Below are 23219 nucleotides of genomic sequence, written 5' to 3'. Positions count from 1 at the left end.
AATCACTTCCAGCGAAATTTGATTTAACGCTTCAGAAGCGCAAAATAATAACTTACTGCAATGATAAAGTCTTATATTTAAAATAAGCCTCAGCTTTTGAGGCCAAGGCTTGCGGATGACGATAGAAGCAGCGCCGCTTCACCTATTGAAGCGGACTGGCCAGAAGGCTAAGTTCCGGATTGTTCTCCAGAGCCTCCTTGCAGTAATTGCAGGTAACTTTAACCGTAATTTCGCCGTCTGAATCATACGCTATTATATCTCTGCGTTCCGCAGGGGTCAAGGAATGAAGGCCGAGCTGCATCTCGGTGGCCGCGCTTCTGCGGATGCTTCCGAGAAAAGTCCGGCAGTGTCTACATACGTAGTGTATTGCCATTTATATGCCTCCTGAAGGTAAAGTATACCTTCAGTATATCCCGTTCAGGCTTCGGTTAGCCCCGGTAGGATCATGCCGTTGCCCGGTATTTTCAGAAGCATGTTCCTCTGCGCCTTTTTACCCGTTGAATTTAGCCATGGTCTGTTCGAAGGTGTTGTTCAGACTATACTCAAGGGCGTCGCAGGTATTGCCAATCATCAATGACAGCTTGTCACTATCCTTCTTGGGGAACTTGCCCAGCACATAATCGACAATCGCGTACCCGGGCTCCGGCCGCGAAATACCCATCCTTACTCTATTGAAGGTCTGGGTGCCCGTATGCTGAATGATCGATTTGATTCCGTTATGGCCGCCAGCGCTGCCTTGATACCGCAGCCTGATTTTGCCGACTTCGGTGTCAAGGTCGTCGTAAACGACAATCATGTCTTCTAAGGGGACTTTATAGTAGTCCATATAGGCGCGCACCGCCTCCCCGGACAGATTCATATACGTCATCGGTTTAATCAGCGCGGTCTTGATTCCGCCGATGACACCTTCTCCGATAACCGATTTGCACTTACTCTGATTAAAGGCGATTCCGTATCTTCGCGCCAGTTCATCCAGAGCCATAAATCCGACATTATGCCTTGTTTTGGCGTACTCCGGTCCAGGGTTGCCCAAACCGACGATCCATTTCATTTGTAAACCTTCCCTTTCTTGATACAATAGAAGTATAAGCGTTCCCGGAACGTCTAATTCTAATTCCAGAGAAACGTCCATCCCATTCCAAAGACAGGTGATGTTAATATGCTGCAGCAGGGCGAGCCTCTGACGCTTCACCGCCATTTTCAGTATCATCTACAATATGCCATACCTGTCGAGGTGTACCGCGGCGATGTACATGTTGACATCGGCGTGCTTACCGCCGTAGACGCAAGCTTTGCGGAGCTGCAGGGGACGCTTTATAACCGCAGCCTGTTCACCTTTATCTCGCGGCCGGGATTTTGAATAACTATAGCTGCGGCCCACAAGCCGACAAGGGTTACATCTCCCGAAAAGGAGCTGTAACCCTGCCTTCGAAATATAAGGCTGTAAGCTGTGCGCTTGTCCATCGCCTTATATTTCTGCATATCTCTATTCGATCTCGAACAGCTTGCTGATGGACAGCTCTTCATGCACCCGGATAATCGCCTCGCCAAGCAGTGGGGCCACGGAAAGCACCTTCAGCTTGGAAGTCGGGTTCTCGCTGCGAATAGGAATCGTATCGGTAACGACAACCTCTTTAATCGGCGAATTCTCCAGCCGCTCATGCGCCGGACCGGAAAGGACCGGATGCGTACAGCAAGCGTATACCTCTTTGGCTCCGCCTTCCATTAGAGCATTGGCTCCAAGCACGATCGTGCCCGCCGTGTCGATGATATCGTCAATAACGATCGCCGTCTTCCCTTCGATGTTCCCGATAATATTCATAACCTCACTGACATTCGGTTCCGGACGGCGCTTATCAATAATAGCGAGCGGAGCGTTCAGGAAATCGGCCAGCTTTCTCGCCCGAACCACACCGCCGTGGTCCGGAGACACAACGACCGGATTCGGGATCTGCATGGAGCGGAAATATTGCGCCAGGATCGGTACGCCGAGCATATGATCGACCGGAATGTTGAAGAAGCCCTGAATCTGCATGGCGTGCAGGTCCATGGTAATCACGCGGTGCGCACCCGCCGTTTCAATCAGGTCTGCCACCAGCTTCGCCGTAATCGGATCACGCGAACGGGCCTTGCGGTCCTGACGGGCATAGCCGTAATACGGGATAACCACGTTGATACTCTTGGCCGAGGCGCGCTTCAGCGCGTCGATCATGACCAGCATTTCCATCAGGTTATCATTCACAGGACCGCAGGTGGATTGAACAATGTAGACGTGGCAGCCGCGCACGCTCTCCGACAATCTGACCTGAATTTCTCCATCGCTGAAGCTTGTCGTATGCGACTCGCCCATCGGAATCCCGATGTAGTCGGCAATTTGATGCGCAACCTTGGGATTGGAATTACAGGTGAAAATTTTCAACTTGGAATCAAGATAAGCCATAAAAGTTAAACCCTCCGTGATCGGTTCAATTGAATTTATCTGTCAAATGTGCCGTGGCACGGAAAATATCCGGGGCCAGGCGCATCATACGCACTTACGATGGATGAGATTGACCCTTTTTCGCTTTTGCCCGGGATCGGATTTTATCCGCATAGCCCGGCTTGTTCTCCTGACGCTGTCTGGCAATGGCCAAATCCCCTTCGGAGACCGACTTGGTAATGGTGGAACCGGCCACAACATAAGCGCCTTTGCCCACCTTAACGGGAGCAATCAGGTTGACGTTACTGCCAATAAAAGCGTCGTCCCCGATTTCGGTTATCGATTTATTGAAACCGTCGTAGTTGACCGTGATCGCCCCGCAGCCGACATTTACGTTCTTGCCGACAGAAGCGTCTCCGACATAGCTTAAATGCGAAACTTTAGAGCCGTCGCCGATCGTGGCTTTCTTGATCTCTACAAAATCGCCGATCTTGACGTCTTCGCCAAGCACGCTTCCCGGGCGCAAATAGGCAAAAGGCCCAACGGAAGTCCGTGCGCCGACCTCAGCGCCGTTAAGTACGGAATGCTTGACCTGAGCTCCGTCCATAATCCGGCTGTTTTCAATTTCACTGGAGGGGCCTATGATGCAGCTTTCCCCGATCGCGGTACTGCCCTTGAGCAGCGTTCCCGGATAAATCACCGTATCCGCTCCGATGGTGACTTCGGCTCCTATATAAGTAGATGATGGATCTATAATCGTTACACCGCCGAGCATATGACGGCGGGCGATGCGCTCGCGCATATGGTACTCGGCTTCAGATAACGCCACGCGGTCATTCACACCGATCGATTCTACGGCATCGTCCGTTTGGAAGGCGAGCACAAGTTCTCCCTGCTCACGCAGAATACCGATGACGTCGGTCAGATAGTACTCCTGCTGGGCATTATGGTTCGTCACCTTGTCCAAAGCAGCAAACATCTTGGCGTTGTCAAAGCAATAAATTCCGGTATTGATTTCACGTATGGCATCTTCGGCGGGCGTGCAATCCTTCTGCTCCACAATCTTCAGCAGCTCTCCGTCCTCAGTGCGTATAATCCGTCCAAGTCCCGCAGGGTTTTCCATAACGGCCGTCAAAATAGTAGCCGCCGCCTTGCGTTCCTCGTGCAGCGTCATCAGCTTGATCAGTGTTTCCGGGGTAATGAGCGGCGTATCACCGTATGCGACAACCAGCGTACCTTCTTCCCCGCCCAGCAAATCCTTGGCCTGCTTTACGGCGTGGCCCGTTCCGAGCTGAGCTTCCTGCAGCACGTATTCCGCAGAATCGCCCAAATAAGCTTGAACCGCCTCAGCGCCATGTCCGACAACGACAATGCTCCGCTCACAGCCGGTTGCTTTAACTGTATCAAGTACGTGCCCAACCATAGGCTTTCCGCAAACGGGATGCAGCACTTTGTATAACTTTGATTTCATGCGCTTGCCCTGGCCTGCGGCTAGAACAACAGCCATTCTTTTCAAGAATGCCAACCTCCTACTCTAAACTCATTACTGAATATATCTCATTCCGGGCAAAAAGAAAAGAGAACCATCCAAAGGATCGTTCTCTTTTCTTCGAACCCCAATTCGAATTGCATATCCGACACCTATGCCCGATAATGAGAGCCGCCATACCAAGGAGCCGTTTATTATGCTCCTTCTTCAATCACTTCTTCTTCCGTTGCCGCGCGATCATATTCAGCAAGAACTGCGGTTTGGATCTTCTCACGCGTTCCGGAAGAAATCGGATGCGCGATATCACGGAATTCCCCATCCGGCGTGCGCTTGCTGGGCATTGCAACGAACATTCCATTGTTGCCATCAATGACGCGAATGTCATGAACAACAAACTCGTTGTCGATGGTAATGGATGCGATTGCTTTCATTCTCCCCTCAGAGTTGACGCGGCGGAGTCTTACATCCGTAATTTGCATGTGTGTGTTCACCACCTTTTTCCATCAGAGACTTGGGTGTATAATTCCACACAGTTACGCAAACTCCTTCTTTTCCGTACCAGAAAATCCCTTACTTAGCAGATAAATTTGACAAAACAGTGTTTTCAACGCTTTTCTGCCGAATTCCGATGGTTTTCTCACGAAATCGACATATTTCTCGATACTTAAACGGTAAAAAAATTACCTGGATACGCCGATATACGCCGCTCTTTCGGATCGACCTCGCCTAGTCTGACCAAGGAGACGTAGTCATGCAGCAGACGTTCCTCGGACCCTACCGCATCGGATTCCACCAGAACCCCGACGCCGGCCACTTCCGCGTTGAATTCGCCGAGCAGATCAACCATTCCGCCAACCGTTCCGCCCGCTTTCATGAAATCGTCGACAATCAGCACACGCGACTTCTCCTTAAGCGCGCGTCTGGACAGCGACATCGTATGAATACTCTTATGCGAGCCCGACACATAATTGATGCTGACCGCCGAGCCTTCCGTTACTTTATGATCCCGGCGCACCAGCACCACCGGCAGTCCCAGCTGCGCGGCCGTCGCGTAAGCAAGCGGAATCCCTTTCGTTTCCACCGTCATCACGGTATCAATCGGTACGCCGTAAAATGCGGTGGCAATAATCTTGCCCGCCTGCTCCATTAGAGACGGTTGTCCGAGCAGGTCCGACATATATAAATATCCTCCAGGCAGAATCCGGTCGCTATGCTCCAGTTCGCTGATCAGCCCGCTGACAAAAGACAGCGCCATCTCCATAGGCATACGGGGGATGAACTTAACTCCTCCCGCCGCTCCCGCATGAGTCTGCAGCTCGCCCATGCCTTCGCCTTCGAATACCTCTTTGATAATCGCCAGATCCTCGCTGATTGAGGACTTGGCCGCTCCATACCGCTCGGCAAAGGTGGACAGCGGCAGAAGTTCATGCGGCTTTTCAAGTAAAAATTGGGTCATATCCACTAAACGCTGACTTCTTTTAAGTTTCTTCACGGGAGGCTCCTCGTCAAAACCGAATATTTATAGAGAAATATATCACTTTTGTACGGGTTTACACAAGGGAAGCCATTATAATTAGTTCTACCCCCGTCAAGTCAGCGAACGTACGGCATAGACTTCCTTGCAAAATCCGCGCAGCCCGTTATAAATTCTAGCCACCTTGGACTGCTTGGACACAAGCCCGAATACAGTCGGGCCGCTGCCGGACATCAGCACGCCTTCGGCGCCGAGCCGGATCATCGCTTCCTTGAGCTGCTGCACCTCAGGATGCAGCTTCAAGGTTACCTCTTCCAGCACGTTGCCGAGCCTCCCGCACACCGCCTGGAAATCCCCGGCTTCAATCGCCTCCCGCATAAGCCGAGCGGAAGGATGAACGGCAATGCGGTCCGCCCGGAGCTTGCCATAAACTTCTGCCGTCGATACATTAATCGGCGGTTTCGCCAGCACCACCCAGCATTGGGGCATGCTTGCGATGGGGGTAAGCCGCTCCCCTCTGCCGGTTGCCAGGGCAGTTCCTCCGGTGACGCAGAAGGGCACGTCCGAGCCAAGCTCGGCGCCAAGCTCCTGCAGCTCTTCGCCGGGCAAGCCAAGCTGCCAGAGCCGGTTCAGACCGCGCAGCGCAGCCGCGGCGTCGCTGCTCCCGCCGGCGAGTCCGGCGGCAACCGGTATTTTTTTGTCCAGATGGATATGTACACCCTGTTCCACCCCGTAACGGTCTTTTAACAGTTTCGCCGCCTGAAACGCCAGGTTCTTCTCATCCAGCGGAATATAACCCGCCTGGCTTGATATAATAATGGTATCCCGCCGCAGCTCGGACATCTCCAGCCGGTCCGCGAGGTCCACCATGGTCATAATCATTTCCACCTCGTGAAATCCATCCGGCCGCTTGTGCAGCACATCCAGCATCAGATTGATTTTGGCCGGCGCTTTCTCATACATTTTCAAGGCGTTCACCCTACTCTCATTTTTCCCCTAAAATAACTTAACATATTATATGAAAATCTTGTAACGAAGTCCATTCCGAGTTCACTCTGTAGATGAAAGCGCTATAATAAAAAAGAAGCGGCTGCGCCGTCCCCGCAGAAGGAGGGCATCCGTTTCTCGTATAAGGCAAAAAGGGGACGCCCTGCTTGGGAGCCCCCGTCTTCCTTGCCGCTTTTCGGCTATTTCTTGCCCTAAGATTTCCGGGCAGCCTGCTCGGCAAGCTGAATCGCTCTCTTCACCATGTTCCCGGCATCCTTCGCCCGGATTCCTCCCCAGCCCTCGCGCTCCACGGTGTCATAGAAGCCGAGCTCTTTTGCCAGCTCCGTCTTCAGCTCCTCGGACATCATGCTACGTCTTCTGCGGCTCATGCGGCATCCTCCTTATGGGTTATAATGATGAGTTAATGCCGTCTTAGTATGGATTGCCTCTCCCTTGAACATACGCTTTCCGCTCATTCACCCTAAAGATGAAGCCCATGCTGGGCGTACAATATAAAACAGCCTTCCCTAAAGCAAGGAAAGGCTGTTTATGAATAAAGAGTTACGCTTTGGCATGCATGAGCGGCATCCGAACATCGTCCTTACATACCGTAATCTCCACGGACTCGGTAAGAATATCGGCATAGCTGTAGGAGACGCGCCCCAATGACTGCTGCTCCTGATCCAGTTTGACAATAAATACAGAAGGGTACGTTTCTTCCAGGACACCGGTGCGCTCGACCGTCTTGCGCCGACCACCGTTTGCTCGTAACGTAATCTTAGAACCGACATGAGCTTCGAGACTGCGTTTAATTTCCAACAGCGCGTTATTAGCCATTGCCTGAAGACCACCTCTTTCCTTGTCCATTATAACCTCTTTATTACAATATGTCAAATCAAACAAAATATTATAGTAGATTCCAGTTATGTTTGTCAACGATATTTTTAGGGGCGAATGGACAAGCAAGAGGTCTTAGGCTCCGGGCCTTTTATATGGCGGAAGGTGTTACTTTCAGCGTAGATAAATCCTGCAGCCGCGGCATGCCAATCCGCAAGCTTCCTCGGGTTTCGATCCCGCCCAGTCCCTGGCTGCCGCTGATCGTATGATTCAGCACGTCGTTTAAGTTGATCGTTTCCCTTATGGAAGTCAGAGCGGCTTTTGCCGCGACATACACCGGGTCCAGCGCATGAATCAGAATGCGTCCCGGGGAACTGGCAAAATTCGCGCCGGCCCCAAGCAGCGCTTCGAAATGCGACTGGCAGGCGCCGGCGATTACCGTCAGCGCGTCATAGTGGCGTTCGTAATCTCTGGCCACCCGAATGGCGGCAACGAAATTTTGCGAATTTTTATAACTGCTTAAGCTGTGCAGATCGTAAGTTGGCAGCGACTTAAGCACACCGTCATGACCGGTAAGCACCACAATATTGGGACGGACTCTGGGCAGCAGCCGGTACAGTATGGAGGCCATCTCCGCTTCCCGCACATGATGACCTTCAGACGGAATGCCCAGCTGCTCATACAGGCTGAGGCTTTTATTCAAATAAGCCGGATCGCCGTCAAGATGCAGCACTTTTCCGGGAAGCTCAAAGTAAGAAGCTTCCTTGGGCGTCTGCTCCCAAATCCCCGCCGTACTCAGGAAGCCAAGCCTGATCCGCTCCTGCTGATCCTTTCTCAGCTCCGTCAGCGATTCCGCCGCTTTGATCCGTGCGCGTTGTCCCTGCTCCGTCATGGCCTCGGCAGGCACCTGAACCAGATCATCCAGCGGAGCGTCCGCCAGCAGCCGAAATTCGGTTCCTTTGATGATGGCCTGATTTCGCACTATATGCTCCACCCGAAAAGTCACATCACCGCCATAAGATCTTCGAACGACCAAATCTCCCAAATTCATCAGAACATCACCTCTAACCCATCGTATGGGCAAAGGTCACGGATGGTTCATCTTTTGGCCGCTTAAGTTCTATGAAATTCCTGCCGCAAGCAGCACGTCGCTTAGGCGCGCATATTCCGCCAGACTCAGCGTCTCGCCGCGGCGGGAAGGCTGAATTCCGGCCTCACCGAGCAGCGCCTCCAGCCGTTCTCTACCCTCACCAGGAAAGAAGCGGGCTTTCAAATTGTTGGATATGGTTTTGCGCCGCTGTGTAAAGGAGGCACGCACCACTTCAAAAAAATGCCGCTCGTCCTTCACCTCGACGGGCGGACGCTCTCTGACCTTCAGCCGGATGACGGCCGATTCCACATTCGGCTGGGGAATAAATACGGTGTGCGGCACCGTGCAGATCAGCTCCGGCTCGCTGTAATACTGCACGGCAATGCTCAGGCTGCCGTAATCCTTGCCTCCCGGCGACGCCGCCATCCGCTCGGCGACCTCTTTTTGAATCATCACAACAATGTTCGCCAGCGGCAGCTTTTCCTCCAGCAGCTTCATCAGAATCGGAGTCGTCACATAATAAGGCAAATTAGCGACTACGCTGACCTTGCCAACTTCCGCGAAATCCTCGGCGAACAGTTCATGCAGGTTCACATTCAGCACATCGGCATGGCGTATCTTTACATGCGGATACGGAGACAGCACCTCCTGCAGAATCGGGATCAGCCGCTGGTCGATCTCTACGGCCGTCACAGCCCCCGCTGTCTGCGCCAGACGTTCAGTAAGCGCGCCGATGCCGGGACCGATCTCAAGAGCTCCGGTATCCTTACCCAGACCGGCTGCGTCTACAATTTTATTTAAGATATTTTGGTCGATCAAAAAGTTCTGGCCCAAGCTTTTCTTGAACGAAAATCCGTGAGCCGCAATAATCTCCTTGGTACGTCTCGGGGACGAAATTTCTTCCCTTCCGCTCATGAGGATAGACCTCCCTGCTCAATTTGCGCAACCGCTTTTGCAAACTCTTCAGGCGTAATTCCAAACATGGACAACCGCTTGTACAGCTGCTTGCCGTTACAGTAACCGATGCCAAGTATATTGCCAAGCGCCATTCTCCGCTGCGCAGCTTTAGGATGCACAATCAGACCCGCAGCCATGAGGTCTTCTATCTCAATCAGAATCGGCGCTCCCTCGAAGGAAGTATGCACATTCTCCAGCGCATGGCGGATCGCTTCCGGCGAGGCGTTCTCGACACCGATATCGCCCTTTAGCGTTGCGTCCTCCTCCGGAATGAAAGCATGCTTGCACCCCGGCACCTTCGATGAGACAATCTTGCGTATCCGTTCTCCCGCATGGTCCGGATCGGTCAGGATAATGACACCCCGCCGCGCTGCCGCAAGGGCGATCTTGGCGATTACCCGTTTATCCACCGCTGAACCGCCGGTTTCAATCGTGTCGGCATCGACCGCTCTTTTGACAGCGGCTGTATCGCTTTTGCCTTCCACGACAATCAATTCTTTAATCATTGTTTAGCGTTCCTCCCACAGCGGCCGCGCGGCCGCCTTTACCCTAAAAATAAAGCAAAAAGAAGAGGATTCGCTCCCCTTCTTTATGGCTGAGATTATATAAGTGATGAGCTTACATCAATATAGCGTATTGCCGCTGAATTTGCAAAATAAATACGGTCATTAATCCAGCTCCGGTTTAACCGGACCGATGACGTAAACGGCGCGCGACTTGCGGCCGAAACTGCGCGCATGGCTCAATGAATCATAATAAACGTCAATCTTATTGCCTCTGATAGCGCCTCCGGTATCCTCTGCGCGGCGGAATCCCAGTCCCTCGATGTATACCCACCAACCGATTGGAATCACACGAGGATCCACTGCAATGGTCCGGCCTTCCGTTACGCGTGTTCCGGAAGCTGTTCGCGTGCCGATTCCCGGTTCTTCCGAGGAATATGCGGTCATTGAAACGTTCTTGATTACTTTTTTGTATTCGAAGTTTACGCCTGCTTTGCTGGAGCTGGAGAAAGAAATGTTCACGGCAGCGGGTTTGGGAACGGCTTTCGTACCTACGGCGACAACCTTATTCTTAGTCACCGTCTGCACTTCTTTGCCAACCATGCGCATTGAGACCAACTTACCGTCCTGATAGGTTTTCTCAATATGCTGGACTATTACGCCCGGCTTGCCGGCTTGCGCTACTCGTACTTTCCCTGCGATGAGGGAGGGGTCCGCCGTCTTGATTACTCGGAAAGGCAAGCTTTTCGTCCGCTTCACAACCTGCTTGTTGATGCGGATAACCTTGACTTCCGTTCTGGCGGTAACTGCGGTGTCTAGCGAAGGAAATACCTTGTCGTGGGTACCCAGGGTGATACCCAGGCTGCTAATGGCCTGACCGATTGTATCTTCGGTCGTATACAGCGTCTTTGTCTTTCCGCCTTCAGTCAGGATTAACTCCTGCGCCCGGTCAATAACGATCCTGTCGCCGTCCTCGATTCGATCGCTAAGGCCCGCCGAAATTTTGTCATACGGTTTGAGCGGAATCGGCTGTTTGGCCAGGACTTCCCCTAGAAGCGCTTCACGCGTCTCCAGAGTATGAACCTTCCCGTCTATCTCTAAAACGATTTGTTTGCTGCTTTGAGAGCGTACATACAGTGTAATAAGCAGCGCGATTGCTATCCCGATCACGCCCGCCAGTGACCACGCGCGCAAAGACCATGCGCGTATATTCACTTGCTCCCACCATAACCTAAATGCATTAGACCTGCTGGATGATTGCGAATCATGGGATACCTCTGGTTGGAATACGCCCATCTTCTACATCCTCCTTACATAGTCCGCCTGAAATATAAATCGCGATGCTGTACCCGGCGAAGCTAATAGAGATTGTGACAGAACACGATATGATTCAAGTCTGGTCGTATCCTGCTCATAAATCGCCTGCCCGGCATGGCATGCATCCGCCTGTTATATAACAGTTCACAGGCAGAGCACGTTTATTTCAAACAAAAAGAAGCCTAAAAAAGAGTCTTGATCAGAGGACTCTTTCGTGGCTTCGGGAATGTCCGAATAAACGGCCAACGCACGAGGTTTCCTCTCTTACTTGCGCTTACGGGGTTAGCTGTCGGGTTTGGACGAAAGAGAGACGCCCTATCTCAGGTCAACCGCTCATGGCGGCTGCCTTCAAATTCACCCCAAAGACCACGTGAAGAAATCAAATACAGCCTGCGACGCAACTTGTTGTGTCCAATGTGCGGGCTAAGAGCATTCAGCAAGGCGATATCGGTTCCCCCGTTCTCCAGACGGAGACTCAGCGAGACGATTTATGATCAGTGGCTGTCACAGTAACAACAGCTCACTGCACTGAAACGATGATATCCTGTTTCGATGCATGTTGTAAAGCGTCAATCAACCAGATTTACGCAAAAAATTGGTTAAATTATTGTAATAAACAACCGTTTTTTCGTTAAAAAACTTTAATCCTTCGCTCATCCTCACTTTTTTAGCTAGTTTTCTCCCGTTTTCACCGAATGCCAAATCGTTCCAGTGCGTTCGCATACGTAATTTCCGCCAATTTTTCCACTTCGATGCCCTTAATTTCAGCTGCAGCTTCTGCCACCAATCTCACATGAGCACTCTCATTACGCTTGCCCCGGTAGGGGTGAGGCGTTAGGTAAGGAGAGTCCGTTTCGATCAGCAGACGGTCCAGCGGAACCTGCGCCAGCACCTCTTTCGGCACCCGGGCGTTCTTGAACGTAATCGGCCCGCCAAAGGAAAGGTGAAAGCCGAGATCCAGACACATTTTGGCTGTCTCCCAGCTGCCCGAGAAGGAGTGCATGATCCCGCCGATTTCCGCTGCCTTTTCTTCACGGAGAATGCGGACCACATCCTCATGAGCATCCCGGTTATGAATGACAATCGGCATTTTCAGCTCGCGTGCAAGACCGATCTGACGCCGGAACACCGTATGCTGGACCTCCTTAGGCGAAGTGTCCCAGTAGTAATCGAGCCCTATTTCTCCAATGGCGACAACCTTATCATGCCCGCACAGCGAAGCAATCCAATCGAGGTCTCCGTCCTGCATATCAATGGCATCCGTCGGATGCCAGCCTACCGCTGCATAAATAAAATCATAGGATTCGGCGAGTTTCAGTGTGGACGGAATCGTTTCCCGGTTAAAGCCGACATTGACCATTTTGGTTACTCCCGCCTCCAGGGCGCGGGCAATCGTCTCTTCACGGTCGCCGTCGAAATGTGAAGCATCCAAATGGGTATGAGTGTCGAAAAGCTGCATATCCGCTTCCCCCTTTTTTGCGGTTTTTGGCGTACATTTCTTAGTGTAAATCAAATAATTCCTTAATGGATTCAGAAAGCATTGGCAGCGCTTTTTCCAGCTTATCCTGCGGATAATAGAGATGATAACGGCCGCGGTGAATCCCGCTTATAGAGCGGACGATGTCCGACACCTCGGAGATTTCGCGCAGCCTTTCTTGACGATCGAGCAGCAGAATTTGCTTGCCGTGAAAGCCCTCTTCCGGCCGAAATACATCGTAGGGCAAATCTGTCGGAAAATCAACTTCCAGGTCGTATTCCGGGTTCAGTCCAGCCGAGGCGAAGCTGCGGCGAATGTCATCAATTGTCTCCATGTCGAGACTTTCCATTTCTACATATTTATACAGTTTACGATGAATGAAGCGGCTGCACAAGTCGCTCAGCAGCTCATCCTGTTCCGAGGTCCACTGCATAAACGTTGCCTGTACAAGTGCTTCATCCAGCTGCAAATACTGCTGCACACTCACCTCGCCGCGAAATAAATCAGTCAGCGGTTCAACCATAAACCGGAAGGAGTAACCCTCATTGAACAGCTGCTTGGCCCGGCGGAATACCTGGCGCAAAATAATTTCCGAGCTGCGCGTGACCGGATGGAAATAGACCTGCCAGTACATTTGGTACCTCGACATTAAATAATCCTCAATCGCATGCATCCCCGATTCCTTCACCACTACCCGCCCGTGATAAGGACGAAGCACCCGCAAAATACGGTCGATGTCGATCGTGCCGTAGTTAACCCCGGTGTAATAAGCGTCGCGCAGCAGATAATCCATCCGGTCGGCATCCAGCGGACTCGACACCAAATTGACAACAATATCATGCTCATAGTTTTTGCGGATGACCGAAGCCACTTTTTGCGGAAAATCTTCCTCTACTTCCTTCAAAATCTCGGTAATTCCAGTATCTTCTAATATAATGCGGCAGGTCCAGTCTTCATGATTCATTTGAAAAGCTTCTTCTATAGAATGGGAGAACGGTCCGTGTCCCAGATCATGCAAAAGCGCCGCGCACAGCGCAACCAGCCTTTCCTCCGGGAACCAATCTTTATAACCGCTGCGTTCAAATTGGGAGATAATGCGCCGCGTAATTTCGTATACCCCAAGCGAATGGGAGAACCGGCTGTGCTCGGCTCCATGGAAGGTCAGGTAGGTCGTCCCAAGCTGGCGGATGCGGCGCAGACGCTGAAATTCCTTCGTATTAATCAGGCGCCAAATGATCGAATCCTGTACGTGAATATAATTGTGAACCGGGTCTTTAAATACTTTTTCTTCAGTGAGCGGCTGCTGCATGTAATCAACTCCTTTGTCCTTATCAACGAATTTTCTGATATTTTTATATGAGGAAAAGTTATGTCGTCATATTTTGTCGAAAAAAGTAGATTTTTAGGTTTCCATTTCGACATTTTTATTATATATTATGAATAGTTATCCAACCATTTGAAGATAAACCCTTCCTGAGAGGCAATTACAGCTAAAAAATAATTCACCCGTTAAAAAGAGGTTGACTGTTTTGGGAATGGTTGGTATTATATGTATCATAAAACAGAGAAGATTGTCGAAACGTGACATTTTTTGATTATTTGAGAGGAGAAACGATTGTTATGATGAAATCAACGGGCATTGTAAGAAAAGTAGACGAACTGGGACGGGTTGTTATTCCGATCGAGCTGCGCCGCACGCTGGGTATTGGAGAGAAAGATGCTCTCGAGATCTATGTCGACGGTGAACGGATCATGTTGAAAAAATATGAGCCTGCCTGCATTTTCTGCGGCAACGCTGAGAATGTTACTTACTTCAAAGGAAAAATTGTTTGCAATGAATGTATTTCAACTATCCCTGCCCCTGTGACAAATTAAAATAAATCAGTTATAATAGGACTAATCAAATTGTTAATTCTAACCTTTTTTATACTCCTTGGCCTCCCGTGAATGCGGGGGGCAACTTTTTTATGTGTGGGGGCCCCTCCTAAATCCTCCCCAAAGGGGAGGACCCCAAGGGCCGCGCCCTCTGGACACCCGCAATTGTTGGATAGATGCGGAACGTTGGCGGGGTCTAGCGGCTTGGGGCGGTGGAGCGGCCCTTCTCGGCTAGGTTCCTTGTGGAACCGGCCTCGGGGCCTTTCATGCGTGCTGACGGCTCTCTTCCACGCTCTCCCTTCGGGATTCGCTTCCTCCGTGCTTGGTGCGACTCGGCGCGGATTGCTGCTTCGGCGTTCTTCCGCGCTCTCCCTTCGGGATTCGCTTCCTCCGTGCTTGGTGCGACTTGGCGCGGACTGCTTCGGCGTTCTTCCGCGCTCTCCCTTCGGGATTCGCTTTCTTCCGTCCTTGGTGCGACTGGTGCGGACTGCTGCTGCGGCGTTCTTTCGCGCTCTCCCTTCGGGATTCGCTTCCTCCGTGCTTGGTGCGACTTGGCGCGGACTGCTGCTTCGGCGTTCGTCCGCTCTCTCCCTTCGGGATTCGCTTCCTCCGTGCTTGGTGCGACTTGGCGCGAACTGCTGCTGCGGCGTTCGTCCGCTCTCTCTCTTCGGGATTCGCTTCCTCCGTGCTTGGTTCGGCTTGGCGCGGACTGCTGCTGCGGCGTTCTTCCACGCTCTCCCTCCGGGATTCGCTTCCTCCGTGCTTAGTGCGACTTGGCGCGGACTGTGCTTCAGCGTTCTTCCGCGCTCTCCATTCGGGATTCGCCTCCTCCGTGCTTGGTGCCACTATTCCTCCAGCAGCGCGTTATAAATATCGCGCTTGGCAACGCCACGGTCGGACGCGGCTTTTTTCATGGCGTCCTTACGGGTGGAGCCGGCGGCCTCGTAGTGGGCGACATGCTCCTCAATGCTGAGCGGTCGCCACCACGCGGAATCGGCTTCCTTCGCTTCTTCTTTGCTCTCTCCCTCTACAACGATCACATATTCGCCCAGCGGCGGATGTTCCGCCAGCCACTCGGCGCATTCCTGGATGGTGCCGCGCAGGAATTCCTCGTAGCGCTTCGTCAGCTCACGGGCCAGAACAATTCGCCGGTTGCCGAAAGCTTCCTGCAAATGGGCCAACGTTTTCACTACCCGGTGCGGCGACTCATAGAAGAGCAGCGTGCCCTGGGCAGCGCGCAGCGGGGTAAGCACAGCGCGGATATCCTTGCGCTCACGGGGCAGGAAGCCGACGAAGGTAAACGTGGTGGTCGGTAAGCCGGAAGCAATAAGTGCGGACAATGCGGCGTTCGCTCCAGGTACGGGCACTACCGGGATTCCCTCACTCACCGCGAGTGCCACCAGATCGGCGCCTGGGTCGGAAATGGCGGGCAGGCCAGCGTCGCTGACCAGCGCCAGATTTTTACCTTCTATTATATAGCGGATTAATTCCGGTCCGCTCGCTGCCTTATTATGCTCATGATAGCTGAACAGCTGGCTGGGAGAAATGTCGAAATGGCTGAGCAGCTTGCGCGTCTGCCGGGTATCCTCGGCAGCGATAATATCGCATTCCTTCAACGTCCGGACAGCCCGGAACGTCATATCCTCCAGATTGCCGATCGGTGTCGCTACCAGAAATAAGGTGCCTGTCTTCCGCTGATCGTCCGTTTCCTTATTTTGAAAGCTGCTTTGGCATTGAATCGTCATGGCTTTACCTCTTTAGAACCGTAATAGATATCCAGAATTTCCGGACAATATTCATTGTCTTCATTGTATACGATCAGCGGCGGCTGTATCCGCACTTCCGGCTTGCCGTCCCGCGCAGCTTCGATCAAGACCATGTTCGCCTCCAGATGCGCACGCGGATGCACAAAGCGAATCGATTTCGGCTCCAGCCTGTTCTGCCGCATCAAGCTGATGATATCGGCCAGCCGCTGCGGCCTGTGAACCATACTTACCTTCCCGCCGGTGCGGACGAGCCGGACGCATGCCTGAATAACCTCCTCCAGCGTACAGCCGATTTCATGGCGGGCCATTGCCTGATGAGTGTTCAGCTTAAGATCGCTGCCGTTCAGCGGCATATACGGCGGATTAACTGTAACCGCATCGTACACCCCATATCCTGCCGTAAGATGCAGCTTCCGCAAATCTCCTTCATGAATCGTGATCTTCTCCTGAAGCGCATTCATCGCTACGCTTCGGCGGGCCATATCGGCCAGACGGGGCTGGATTTCGATTCCCTCGATAACTGCAGCCGTGCGAGTCGTCAGCAGCAGCGGAATCACTCCATTGCCTGTACATAAATCCAATACCCGACCACGGGGAGGTATGGAAGCGAATCGGGCCAGCAGAACGGCATCCATAGAGAAGCTGAACACCTCATCACTCTGAATAATATGCAGATTATGCGTAAGCAGATCGTCCACACGCTCCGAAGGAAGCAGCGGAACCTCATTCAAACGGTTGCTCATGATTGGTCCCCTATTCCAAAAATTCAAAAAAACCGTAGGTGGCGTCCTCCTACGGCTGAATATTCTCATTTATTAAGGAAAGACAGGCAGAACAGACAGTCACCTTCCGTACGCAGATGTCCAAAATTGACATTACAGATATGAAAGCCCTCATGATATAGCCGTGCCAGATTATCATAGCCCTCGCCGACAATTTCATCTTGGCCGCCTTCGTTCTGGACGGGAAGCTTGCCGGAATTCCGTTTCTCCGAAGAAGAAGCGGGCGGAGCTTTTTTCTTCAAAATCTTGCGCAGCTGCTCATTTTCCAGCGTCAGCCGCTGGTTCGCTTCCATCAATTCTTTAACTGCCTGCTTCCAATCTCCAAGATTAAGGCGCATCGTTTCCATTTGCGCTTCTATCTCCTGAATGTGTGCGAATATATTTTTCTTTTCCAAGTTTCCACCCCGAAAGTAACCTTAATGGTCTACTTGACGACAACATCATCCATTGGAAGTTCTTTTACTTTACCCATTTCAAACAACTGAACATGCACCGTGCGGTTACCCGCATTTAAGCCGACCACCTTGCCTTCACCCAGGGAAGTGATAACCAGCTTGCCTACCGCAGGCATTTCTTCCTTAACACTTTCGTAGTTATCATGCTCAAATTTCAGACAGCACATCAATCTTCCGCAAAGTCCGGATATTTTGGTCGGGTTAAGCGATAGATTCTGATCCTTAGCCATCTTGATCGACACCGGGTCAAAATCCCCCAGCCACGAAGAGCAGCAGAGTACCCTTCCGCATGGTCCGAGACCGCCAAGCATCTTGGCTTCGTCGCGAACACCGATTTGGCGAAGCTCGATACGGGTACGGAAGATGCTGGCCAAATCCTTGACCAACTCCCGAAAATCAACCCGGCCTTCCGCAGTGAAGTAGAAGATGATCTTGTTGCGGTCAAACGTAAATTCCACATCCACCAGCTTCATTTTAAGGCCATGATCGCGGATTTTATTTAAACAGGTTGAAGAAGCATCTTTCGCCGCCTGCTTGTTCTCCTCTACCACGCGCGCGTCTACATCTCCGGCGATACGCATGACTTTCTTAAGCGGCAGTACGACATCAGCTTCCTGAACCTCTTTTTTGCCTACAACGACCCTGCCATATTCAACCCCTCGCGCCGTCTCGACGATCACGCACTGCTCACATTCAATCGGAAAGTCTAAAGGATCGAAATAATATATCTTACCCGCCTTTTTGAAGCGGACACCGACTACGCTGTATAACAAAATTAACCTCCTTGTCTGCCGGTGAAGGAACCCCCAGCAAGTCCGCTCCATGATGTTCCATGCTTGTTCTTCCTTGACCGTTAGCGCAAGAAGAAACGGCTGCATCAACTTTAGCAAAGCGTATGCTTTCGCAGCAGTGATACGCTGTATCGCTTATAGGCATTTGTTTCTCGTTAGAAAAATAAGGCCAAATCAGGCCAAAATTTGCTTCTTGAAGTCTTCTTCTCAGAAAGCATAAACAGACGGCATCCTTCAGCTTTCCAGACGTATCAAAAACTGCTCCAGACATAGCTGGGCATTAACATTGAACCGCAGCTTCTTCTTGCTCTCAGCGGCATACTCCATATAGGCTACCCACTCCGAAGAAGTACGCGTTCTGGCGTAATTGGAAATAAAGTCCAATTGATCTATAAAAACGATGCTTTCGTGTTTTCGGTACAGGAAGTACAGCATGTCTTTAAACCATAGATGGAACATACTGAAACAGGTATCCAAATGCTCACCGAGCCCGGTCTTGAACAGCTTCTGACCCGCGGTCGCCACCGCCGAGCCGTTCTTGCCCAAAGACTCCTTCGCTAATTGTAACACTAGATTTCTTATTTCTGCAAACCAATTCTGTGTTAAAAGCTCTCTGCATCCTTCTAATCCCGATGTCAAAGATGCCGCGCAGCGTGCAAGGGGAGCGGAAACTCCCTCATTTGACAATACCTGCAGCATCGTCTCCGGGGACAGCGGAGCAAACGGGATGCGCTGTGTTCGCGACTGAATGGTCGGCAGCAGCGATTGGCTGTTATCCGCAATCAGAATAGCTACCGCAGGCACAGGAGGCTCTTCCAAAAATTTAAGCAGACTGTTGGCCGCCTGGACGGTCATTTTTCCCGCTTCATCTATAATGTATACCTTGGGATTGCCGCCCTCCGCCCGATAGGAAAAGACCCGCTGCAGGTCGCGGATCTGATCGATTTTGATGCTGCTGCCTTCCGGCGACAGGATCTTGAGATCCGGATGGTTGCCATGCTCCACCTTGCGGCACTCCAGGCACTCGCCGCAGGCGTCGTCCTTCAGTGTCGTACAAAAAATCGCTTGAGCCAACGTAAGCGCCGTCTTCATCTGACCGCTGCCCGCGGGGCCGCTGAATAAGTAAGCATGACCTAGCGTATCTTTGCGCAGCGAATTTTGCAATATACGCTTGGCGGTTGTCTGTCCCAATATATCACCAAAAGGCATAATATCCTCCTATAGCCATCAAAAAGAAAGGTTGATCAGCATCCCGCGGATTTCTCCAACCTTGCTCAGCAGATCGATCCGCCCCTGCTCGCTCTCCAAAAGTTCGTCTGCAAGGGTCAGTAGAGCGGAATCGATTTCCTCCAGCAGCTTGTATCTTTTGCCGCGTCCTCTCCGGTCCCAGCCCTTTGTTTCTTTGAGCGTTACGCCGCGTCGCGCCGTTTCTTCCAGGAATTTTTTGACCATGACCCGGTAAATCGTCAGCTCGCGTATCGTCATTGATTTGGAGAGGCGCTCACCTTGAACTTGAATCTCCTGAATTCGGCGGGTGATTTCATCCCGGCTCGCCTGTTCGCCATGCTGCTGAAACACATCGGAGAACGTTTTTTGCTGAATCGGCCTGTTCATATTGTCGCTTAAAGGCAGTTCGTTCTTCAAAGGCCTGAAGTTCGGATTAATCTTCAATAGGTTTGCCCACCGCCTTTCTTTGCCGTTCTTAATCTATAGACATAAAATATTACAGGAAACGGCCGCCGTCTTACAGGACGGTCTGGCCATTTCTTCTGCTCTTTAATAATGTTCGAACCGGTCGACAGGAAGCACGAACACGGTCGCTCCGCCCACTTGCACCTCGACAGGAAGCGGAAGATAGGAATCCGTAGTTCCGCTCATCGGGGTTACCGGCGTAACCAATTGCTCGCGAACCTTGCAGCTGTTGCGAATAACGCCGAGTACGGCTTCAACCTGACTGTCTTCCACCCCGATCATAAAGGTGGTATTTCCCGCCCGCAAAAATCCGCCCGTACTTGCCAGCTTGGTTGCGCGGAAATTGGCCTTGACCAGTTCGCTGGACAGACGGTTGCTGTCCTTGTCTTGGATAATTGCAACAATCAGTTTCATTTTTCCATCTCCTCTTTGCGTTATTGTTAATCGGCAAAACGGCTGCTGTAATACATTATATTAGACAAAGTTCCTAGAAGTCCTTTAACAGCTTATCTTCAAGTGTACTTACAAGCTCACGCTCTACAACATGCGGCGGCCGATTGGCATCCAAAGTCACAATCCGAGCAGGGTCCGCTTTGGCAATCAACTGATATCCTTCTCTTACTTTCTCGTGAAAAGCAAGGCTCTCCATATCCAGCCGGTTGATTTCCCGCTCTCCGTTCGCCGAAATTCTTGCCAGACCCACCTTGGGCTCGATATCCAGATAGAAGGTGAGGTCCGGCATCCGGCCGCCGGTGGCAAACTGGTTAATCGCCCGTACCTCATCCATACCCAGTCCTCTGGCGTAGCCCTGGTATACTAGGCTGCTGTCCACAAAGCGGTCGCACAGCACGATAAGTCCTTCCTTCAGCGCCGGCTCCACTCTTTCGGCCAAATGCTGGCTTCTGGATGCTGCATAGAGCAGCGCTTCGGTGCGCGCGTCCATCGCCGTATGAGCAGGGTCAAGAATGATAGAGCGGATTTTCTCGGCGATCTCAATGCCGCCCGGCTCGCGGGTAATCAGATAAGGGAGGGAGCGGTTCTGCAAATAAGCGGCCAGCCTGCCCATAATCGTTGTTTTACCCGATCCTTCTCCGCCTTCAAGTGTAATAAAAAATCCTTTCCGGCCCAATTACGCTTCTCCGCCTTTCTTTCATTCAAAATTCAATAGTGCCTCGGGGTCCACGTAAAGTACCTGAATAGACTTTGTCAGCCAAACCTACACTTTGTGGAGTTGTTTTATATCTCTTCTTGCTTTAAAAATACTCGTATCGTCCGCAAAGCCGGATCGGACGCGGCCTGAAATCTGGTCCCAGCAGCCGCCAAACTCTGCAGCCTTCGGCTTATTTCCCCGGTAATAACCTCGCCTGGATACAGCAGCGGTATGCCCGGAGGATAAGGAACAACCATCTCCGCCGCGATTCTGCCCTCGCTCATTTCAAGCTTGATAGGTTCTGTCTCTTCCTCCCTAACGGGTCTCAGAGAAAATTGCACCGGCTCCGAAATGAAGCTGTTGGCAAAATTGTTCCACGTGGAAACATGGACGGAAGTGGAGGAGATCGGCCCTGGAGGGAATTCCCTGTCAATCTCCCGCAGCGCCGCAAGCAGCCGATCGGCATCCCCCACCCTTGAACCGAGGCTAAACAGCAGCACCACATGCCGTTCATCGCTCATTTCCGGTACGCAGCCTCTCTTCTCGAGCTCTGCCTGCAGCTCGAATCCGCTCAGGACCCCGGTGGCGTCATATATGACGGCTTTGAAGGGGTCCTGTGTGCGGTAGGCGCCGCTTGTGCTTCGCGGCGCCAGCCCTGAGGCGGAGGCTTCCGTTTCGCCTCCGCCGGTCTCGGGCTGCGGCGGCTCCGGCCGCAGCCGCTTAAAGCGCGGCAGCTCCACCAAGCCGCGCCGCAGCGTTTCCACGGCGGCCAGCCCCGCCGTGAAGGCGTCGGCGCGCCGCGTGTGGAGCAGCCGGCGCGCCAGATCGAGCGAAGCCATCACGGGGTATGATGGGCTGGAGCTCTGCACCATAGCGAGCCGCTGCCGCAGCAGGGCGCGGTCAAGCCGCGGCCCTTGGACATGCAGCATGGCGCCCATGGTCATCGCCGCAAGCATCTTGTGCGTGGACTGCACGACGCCGTCCGCGCCGCAGCTTAAGGCACCCGGCGGCAGCTCCGGGTGCTGCCCGTAGTGCGCCCCATGCGCCTCGTCGACCAGCAGCGGCACGCCGCTGTCGTGACAGGCCCGCGCGAGGGGCGCGAGGTCGCTTCCCATGCCGTAGTAATTCGGCATGGTCACGAGCAGGCCGGCGGCCTCCGGCCAGGCCGCCAGTGCCTTGCGCACCGTCTCTTCGGACGGTGCAACCGCCAGACCGCTGGCGTCATCCATCTGCGGTTCAAGGAATACCGCACGCGCTCCCGCCAGCATCAGCCCATGAATAACCGATTTATGCACGTTGCGCTGCACCAAGAGCACGGTGCCCGGTTCAGCGCATACCGTCAGGATTAGCGCTAGGTTCCCGGCCGTACTGCCGCCTACGAGCAGGAAGCTTTCCTCGGCCCCGAAACAGTCCGCAGCAAGCTTCTGCGCTTCCAGAATGACGCCGCCTGGATGATGCAGATCATCGCTCCCCGAAATCTCGGTAATATCCGCCGTCATGACCTCATCCAACAAGCCGGCGCTTCCTTCCATCTTAAATGCCTGCCCATTTTTATGACCCGGCACATGAAAAGAGCTCTTTCCTTCCGCTTTATAGCGTTCCAGCATTTCATATAATGGCGCGCCTGCACGCTCTGTCTCTTTCATTTGATCGCAATTCCTTCCACACCGGCTTAACTCTATTTTAACCCATAACCGCTTCCCCGCCTATGCCTTGAATTTACCGCCTGTACGCGCAGCAAAACGGCTCCCCCTTACTTCTATGCAAGGAAAAGCCGCTGCGTTAAAAACCTGTATAAGCGAAGACAACCTTCTAATACCATCACGGCAAAACAATTGTACGGCAACCGGGCGTCGATCAAGCGTTCTTTTGCAGACCGATTTTTTTCATTCGTCCGATAAAAAAGCGGTATTTGGCATCCTCCGCCTCAGTCCTTACCATTTCCGCCTCGCAATCCTCGCAAATAAACTGCGAAACGATGCGGATTCCCTCTTCTTTTTCCTGCCCGCATATAATGCAGACTTCAGTTTTCGTGTGATCTTGTTCCATACTAATCCCACCTTGGCCCTTTTAAGAACAGTATGCTTCACTTCCTATCATTTTAAACCCTTTCATAGTTTTTTCATACCCTTGAATCCCTTTTCCATCGCGGCTTGTA

General features: G+C 52.2%; 28 protein-coding genes and 1 riboswitch. Of the genes, 2 read left to right on the top strand and 26 right to left on the bottom strand.

Translation table 11 applies throughout. The features are described from left to right. Positions 1–142: 142 nt before the first annotated feature. Positions 143–373, bottom strand: coding sequence for an anti-sigma-F factor Fin family protein (locus tag VK70_RS22405; RefSeq protein WP_025691373.1), 231 nt, complete (start codon positions 371–373; stop codon positions 143–145). 117 nt (positions 374–490) lie between these two features. Further along, complete coding sequence (gene pth, locus VK70_RS22400) at positions 491–1051, bottom strand: aminoacyl-tRNA hydrolase (protein WP_025700456.1); 561 nt, start codon at positions 1049–1051, stop codon at positions 491–493. Positions 1052–1159: 108 nt separating this feature from the next. Between pth and VK70_RS22395 the strand changes: the two genes are divergently transcribed. Then, the gene (locus VK70_RS22395) at positions 1160–1360 is read left to right on the top strand and encodes a hypothetical protein (protein ID WP_025691375.1); all 201 of its coding nucleotides are present in this window, start codon (positions 1160–1162) and stop codon (positions 1358–1360) included. A gap of 126 nt (positions 1361–1486) precedes the next feature. Here the strand turns inward: VK70_RS22395 and VK70_RS22390 are convergent, their stop codons facing one another. From VK70_RS22390 to VK70_RS22330, 13 genes are all read right to left on the bottom strand, one after another. After that, complete coding sequence (locus VK70_RS22390) at positions 1487–2440, bottom strand: ribose-phosphate diphosphokinase (RefSeq protein WP_046723771.1); 954 nt, start codon at positions 2438–2440, stop codon at positions 1487–1489. Positions 2441–2534: 94 nt separating this feature from the next. Continuing rightward, positions 2535–3935 (bottom strand): bifunctional UDP-N-acetylglucosamine diphosphorylase/glucosamine-1-phosphate N-acetyltransferase GlmU, encoded by a 1401-nt coding sequence (gene glmU / locus VK70_RS22385; RefSeq protein ID WP_025698328.1) that lies wholly within the window; start codon positions 3933–3935, stop codon positions 2535–2537. Between the two features lie 167 nt (positions 3936–4102). Next, on the bottom strand, positions 4103–4387 hold the full coding sequence (gene spoVG / locus VK70_RS22380; protein WP_025332586.1) for a septation regulator SpoVG: 285 nt from the start codon (positions 4385–4387) through the stop codon (positions 4103–4105). Positions 4388–4572: 185 nt separating this feature from the next. Then, on the bottom strand, positions 4573–5400 hold the full coding sequence (purR, locus tag VK70_RS22375; protein WP_025698329.1) for a pur operon repressor: 828 nt from the start codon (positions 5398–5400) through the stop codon (positions 4573–4575). Between the two features lie 96 nt (positions 5401–5496). Next, positions 5497–6351: a 4-(cytidine 5'-diphospho)-2-C-methyl-D-erythritol kinase gene (ispE, locus tag VK70_RS22370; RefSeq protein ID WP_046724498.1), complete on the bottom strand. Its 855-nt coding sequence runs from the start codon at positions 6349–6351 to the stop codon at positions 5497–5499. Positions 6352–6581: 230 nt separating this feature from the next. Then, positions 6582–6758 (bottom strand): small, acid-soluble spore protein, alpha/beta type, encoded by a 177-nt coding sequence (locus VK70_RS22365; protein ID WP_025693323.1) that lies wholly within the window; start codon positions 6756–6758, stop codon positions 6582–6584. Between the two features lie 172 nt (positions 6759–6930). Further along, positions 6931–7206, bottom strand: a complete 276-nt coding sequence (gene veg / locus VK70_RS22360; RefSeq protein WP_025694080.1) for a biofilm formation stimulator Veg — start codon at positions 7204–7206, stop codon at positions 6931–6933. A 151-nt stretch (positions 7207–7357) separates the two neighbouring features. Next, positions 7358–8257, bottom strand: a complete 900-nt coding sequence (gene yabG, locus VK70_RS22355; RefSeq protein ID WP_025694081.1) for a sporulation peptidase YabG — start codon at positions 8255–8257, stop codon at positions 7358–7360. 69 nt (positions 8258–8326) lie between these two features. Then, positions 8327–9211: a 16S rRNA (adenine(1518)-N(6)/adenine(1519)-N(6))-dimethyltransferase RsmA gene (gene rsmA, locus VK70_RS22350; protein WP_025694082.1), complete on the bottom strand. Its 885-nt coding sequence runs from the start codon at positions 9209–9211 to the stop codon at positions 8327–8329. Then, positions 9208–9759 carry a ribonuclease M5 gene (rnmV, locus tag VK70_RS22345; RefSeq protein WP_025694083.1) on the bottom strand — a complete coding sequence of 184 codons (552 nt, stop codon included), beginning with the start codon at positions 9757–9759 and terminating at the stop codon, positions 9208–9210. Before rnmV ends, rsmA begins: the two co-directional genes overlap by 4 nt. A gap of 162 nt (positions 9760–9921) precedes the next feature. Further along, on the bottom strand, positions 9922–11052 hold the full coding sequence (locus VK70_RS22340; protein WP_025694084.1) for a resuscitation-promoting factor: 1131 nt from the start codon (positions 11050–11052) through the stop codon (positions 9922–9924). A 277-nt stretch (positions 11053–11329) separates the two neighbouring features. Then, positions 11330–11564: riboswitch (cyclic di-AMP (ydaO/yuaA leader) on the bottom strand. 197 nt (positions 11565–11761) lie between these two features. Then, the gene (locus VK70_RS22335; RefSeq protein ID WP_025694085.1) at positions 11762–12532 is read right to left on the bottom strand and encodes a TatD family hydrolase; all 771 of its coding nucleotides are present in this window, start codon (positions 12530–12532) and stop codon (positions 11762–11764) included. A gap of 40 nt (positions 12533–12572) precedes the next feature. After that, positions 12573–13859 carry an HD domain-containing protein gene (locus VK70_RS22330; protein WP_025694086.1) on the bottom strand — a complete coding sequence of 429 codons (1287 nt, stop codon included), beginning with the start codon at positions 13857–13859 and terminating at the stop codon, positions 12573–12575. 311 nt (positions 13860–14170) lie between these two features. Between VK70_RS22330 and VK70_RS22325 the strand changes: the two genes are divergently transcribed. Further along, a complete protein-coding gene (locus VK70_RS22325) occupies positions 14171–14425 on the top strand; it encodes an AbrB/MazE/SpoVT family DNA-binding domain-containing protein (RefSeq protein WP_025693331.1) in 255 nt (84 codons plus the stop codon). Between the two features lie 264 nt (positions 14426–14689). Here the strand turns inward: VK70_RS22325 and VK70_RS22320 are convergent, their stop codons facing one another. The 11 genes from VK70_RS22320 to VK70_RS22270 all read right to left on the bottom strand — a co-directional run bounded on the left by VK70_RS22320 (position 14690) and on the right by VK70_RS22270 (position 23110). Beyond that, complete coding sequence (locus VK70_RS22320) at positions 14690–15271, bottom strand: hypothetical protein (RefSeq protein ID WP_046723768.1); 582 nt, start codon at positions 15269–15271, stop codon at positions 14690–14692. Then, positions 15271–16170 (bottom strand): 16S rRNA (cytidine(1402)-2'-O)-methyltransferase, encoded by a 900-nt coding sequence (gene rsmI / locus VK70_RS22315; protein WP_025694072.1) that lies wholly within the window; start codon positions 16168–16170, stop codon positions 15271–15273. Before rsmI ends, VK70_RS22320 begins: the two co-directional genes overlap by 1 nt. Continuing rightward, positions 16167–16934 (bottom strand): tRNA1(Val) (adenine(37)-N6)-methyltransferase, encoded by a 768-nt coding sequence (locus tag VK70_RS22310; protein WP_036638405.1) that lies wholly within the window; start codon positions 16932–16934, stop codon positions 16167–16169. Before VK70_RS22310 ends, rsmI begins: the two co-directional genes overlap by 4 nt. Positions 16935–16999: 65 nt before the next feature. Continuing rightward, positions 17000–17368 (bottom strand): DNA replication initiation control protein YabA, encoded by a 369-nt coding sequence (gene yabA / locus VK70_RS22305; protein WP_025694070.1) that lies wholly within the window; start codon positions 17366–17368, stop codon positions 17000–17002. 29 nt (positions 17369–17397) lie between these two features. Further along, positions 17398–18201 carry a PSP1 domain-containing protein gene (locus VK70_RS22300; protein WP_025694069.1) on the bottom strand — a complete coding sequence of 268 codons (804 nt, stop codon included), beginning with the start codon at positions 18199–18201 and terminating at the stop codon, positions 17398–17400. Positions 18202–18453: 252 nt separating this feature from the next. Beyond that, positions 18454–19428 carry a DNA polymerase III subunit delta' gene (gene holB, locus VK70_RS22295; RefSeq protein WP_025694068.1) on the bottom strand — a complete coding sequence of 325 codons (975 nt, stop codon included), beginning with the start codon at positions 19426–19428 and terminating at the stop codon, positions 18454–18456. Between the two features lie 18 nt (positions 19429–19446). After that, a complete protein-coding gene (locus VK70_RS22290; protein WP_025694067.1) occupies positions 19447–19890 on the bottom strand; it encodes a YaaR family protein in 444 nt (147 codons plus the stop codon). 105 nt (positions 19891–19995) lie between these two features. Continuing rightward, positions 19996–20325 (bottom strand): cyclic di-AMP receptor DarA, encoded by a 330-nt coding sequence (locus tag VK70_RS22285; RefSeq protein ID WP_025691745.1) that lies wholly within the window; start codon positions 20323–20325, stop codon positions 19996–19998. 73 nt (positions 20326–20398) lie between these two features. After that, a complete protein-coding gene (gene tmk, locus VK70_RS22280; protein WP_025694066.1) occupies positions 20399–21040 on the bottom strand; it encodes a dTMP kinase in 642 nt (213 codons plus the stop codon). Between the two features lie 107 nt (positions 21041–21147). Next, the gene (locus VK70_RS22275) at positions 21148–22707 is read right to left on the bottom strand and encodes an aminotransferase class I/II-fold pyridoxal phosphate-dependent enzyme (RefSeq protein ID WP_046723765.1); all 1560 of its coding nucleotides are present in this window, start codon (positions 22705–22707) and stop codon (positions 21148–21150) included. Positions 22708–22918: 211 nt separating this feature from the next. Beyond that, entirely contained in the window at positions 22919–23110 is a 192-nt protein-coding gene (locus VK70_RS22270) for a sigma factor G inhibitor Gin (protein ID WP_025696519.1), read from the bottom strand. Between the last annotated feature and the right edge of the window lie 109 nt (positions 23111–23219).

Source organism: Paenibacillus durus ATCC 35681 (assembly GCF_000993825.1).
Taxonomy (GTDB): Bacteria; Bacillota; Bacilli; order Paenibacillales; family Paenibacillaceae; genus Paenibacillus_AQ; species Paenibacillus_AQ durus_B.
Note: the sequence above shows the minus strand (reverse complement) of the source record. Positions and strands in the feature narration are given on the sequence as shown.